The following is a 2,110-nucleotide window of genomic DNA, read 5'->3' on the forward strand; positions in this document are numbered from 1 at the left end:
CGCATATTTAAGGATTTTTCGTTTTTATAATCTTTTAATCGATATGATTCACCGGTAATTTTAAATACTTTTGAGTGATGAACTAACCGATCAATTATAGCTGCTGATGCAATCTTATTACTAAATGATTCTCCCCAACTCGAAAATGGAATGTTAGTTGTAATTATTGTTGATTTCATTTCATATCTTAGTGACATTAGCTGATAAAATAAATCAGCTTGTTCTTTAGTGATGGGAGTATAACCAATTTCATCAATGATAAGTAGCTCAATTCTGCTTAATTGCTTTAATGTTTTATTGATGATTCCTTTGGAATCTGAGACAGTTAATATGTCTATTAATTCCTTGAAGGTATAGAATCTTGTCTTTATATTTTGTTTACAGGCCTCTACACCTAATGAGATAGCCAGGTGCGTTTTACCAACACCACTGTTACCTAGGAAACAAATATTGATACTATCTTCTAAAAAATGCATTGATTTTAAAGTAAGTATTTCTTGTTGATTTATACTTGGTTGAAACATGAAATCAAAATCATGTAAATGTTTTATCTTAGGGAAACGTGCTGAATTCACAGCACGTTTAAATTTTAATTCTGATTGATATTCTATCTCTTTTTCGGTTAAATCAATTAAGATTTCAGTTAAAGATTTCTCATTTTCAGAAAGTAATTCAATGTAGTTTGGATAATAATCTTTGAATTTTTTTAGTTTTAATATTTCAAAGTTATTAAGTAGTTTTTGGTGATTTGTATTCATTTAAAGTCCCCCTAAATCTCGTCATACAGTAATAATGAATTTTCTATGTATTTAAGAATCTCTTCATCATCCTTATGTTTAAATACATCTGATTTTAATATTTCAATCTTATCTTCGATAAAATAGTTAAGTTTTCTTTCGGATAAATCATGCCTTCTTATTAACTCACCATCAAAATATATCAACAATTCATCAGTAGAATTATTAAATATCACCTGTACTTCTTCACCTATGTATTTAGTAGGAACAGAGTATTTACCTTTTCTAAAATTAATCATCGATTCTTTAGAAACAATTCTTATGCATTCATCTTCGATATACGTATTTAATAACTTAGCATTAAAAGAATTTAAATGTTCTTTTTCTTCAAAATTGAAAACGTCTATAGGGCGTTGTTCTGTTGCCTGTGAAACTTCTATATGATTTAATTCGTGGCATAAATCATTTACTAGCCCAATCAGTTCGACAGCATCATAAAATTCATAATCATATGGTCTTAATCGTTGTTCAACAAATTTAGCTAATGATTCAACAGACCCTTTTGTTTGAGGACGATAAGGTCTACAAGCAATAGGTTCAAAGTTGGCATCCATACTAAATTGATAAAACAAATTATTGAAGACAACTTTTTTATATTGTGTTCTCGGTCGATCAACTACGGTTCTCATATTATCGAACCAGATTTCTTTTGGAACACCTTCGGTATATTCAAAAGCGTCTTTTAAACATTCAAATAGCGTATCTTGTTTTCTATCCCAAGTTAATGTGATATACTTCATTTTTGAATAGTGTAGAACGTAAAGAAAGATATTGAATTGATAGGTTCTGCCAAACTTATCATGCATTATCATATCTTCTTTCCAATCTACTTGAGCAGCTATACCTGGATTTGTTTCTACGCGTATAGTTGCTTTTTTAGTCTCGTTTTGTTTTTTATTTTTACAGTATTCTCGTAAAATCGTATATTTACCTTCATATCCTTTTTTCTCAATGTATTTAAAAATTGCCATAGCAGTACATCCTAATTCAATTTTTTCATCAATTATTTCTTTAAATGGATCTAGTTTTGATGCTTTCCTAGTTTGTTGTTTTTTCTTCAATCGTTCTAATTCATTTTCCTTTCCTGCTTCATAATATTTCTTTACTGTTCTTGGATCACAATTAAATTGTCGACCTAGTTCAGCATAATTTGGTTTAATACCTTTCATAATGTAAAATAGCACTCCTTCATAAATGTCATGTCTCAATCAAATAACCTCCAATCGAAGATTGAGTTAAGACATGATTATATAATTTAAAAAAGAAAAAATGTAGGAAAAACAGCATTTTCATTTCGCCATTTTCCTACATTT

The 2,110-nt window shown here is 28.9% G+C and carries 2 protein-coding genes; both read right to left on the reverse strand.

What is annotated here, in order from left to right; all coding sequences use genetic code 11:
• Window positions 1-758, reverse strand: a 758-nt coding sequence (gene istB / locus OCL94_RS13120) for an IS21-like element helper ATPase IstB (RefSeq protein WP_262997369.1), incomplete at its 3' end; no start/stop codon positions are given.
• Window positions 759-769: 11 nt separating this feature from the next.
• Window positions 770-2,005 (reverse strand): IS21 family transposase, encoded by a 1,236-nt coding sequence (gene istA / locus OCL94_RS13125; RefSeq protein WP_262997370.1) that lies wholly within the window; start codon window positions 2,003-2,005, stop codon window positions 770-772.
• Window positions 2,006-2,110: the final 105 nt, after the last annotated feature.

The sequence above is a fragment of the Macrococcus capreoli genome, from assembly GCF_025628935.1.
Lineage (GTDB): Bacteria > Bacillota > Bacilli > Staphylococcales > Staphylococcaceae > Macrococcoides > Macrococcoides capreoli.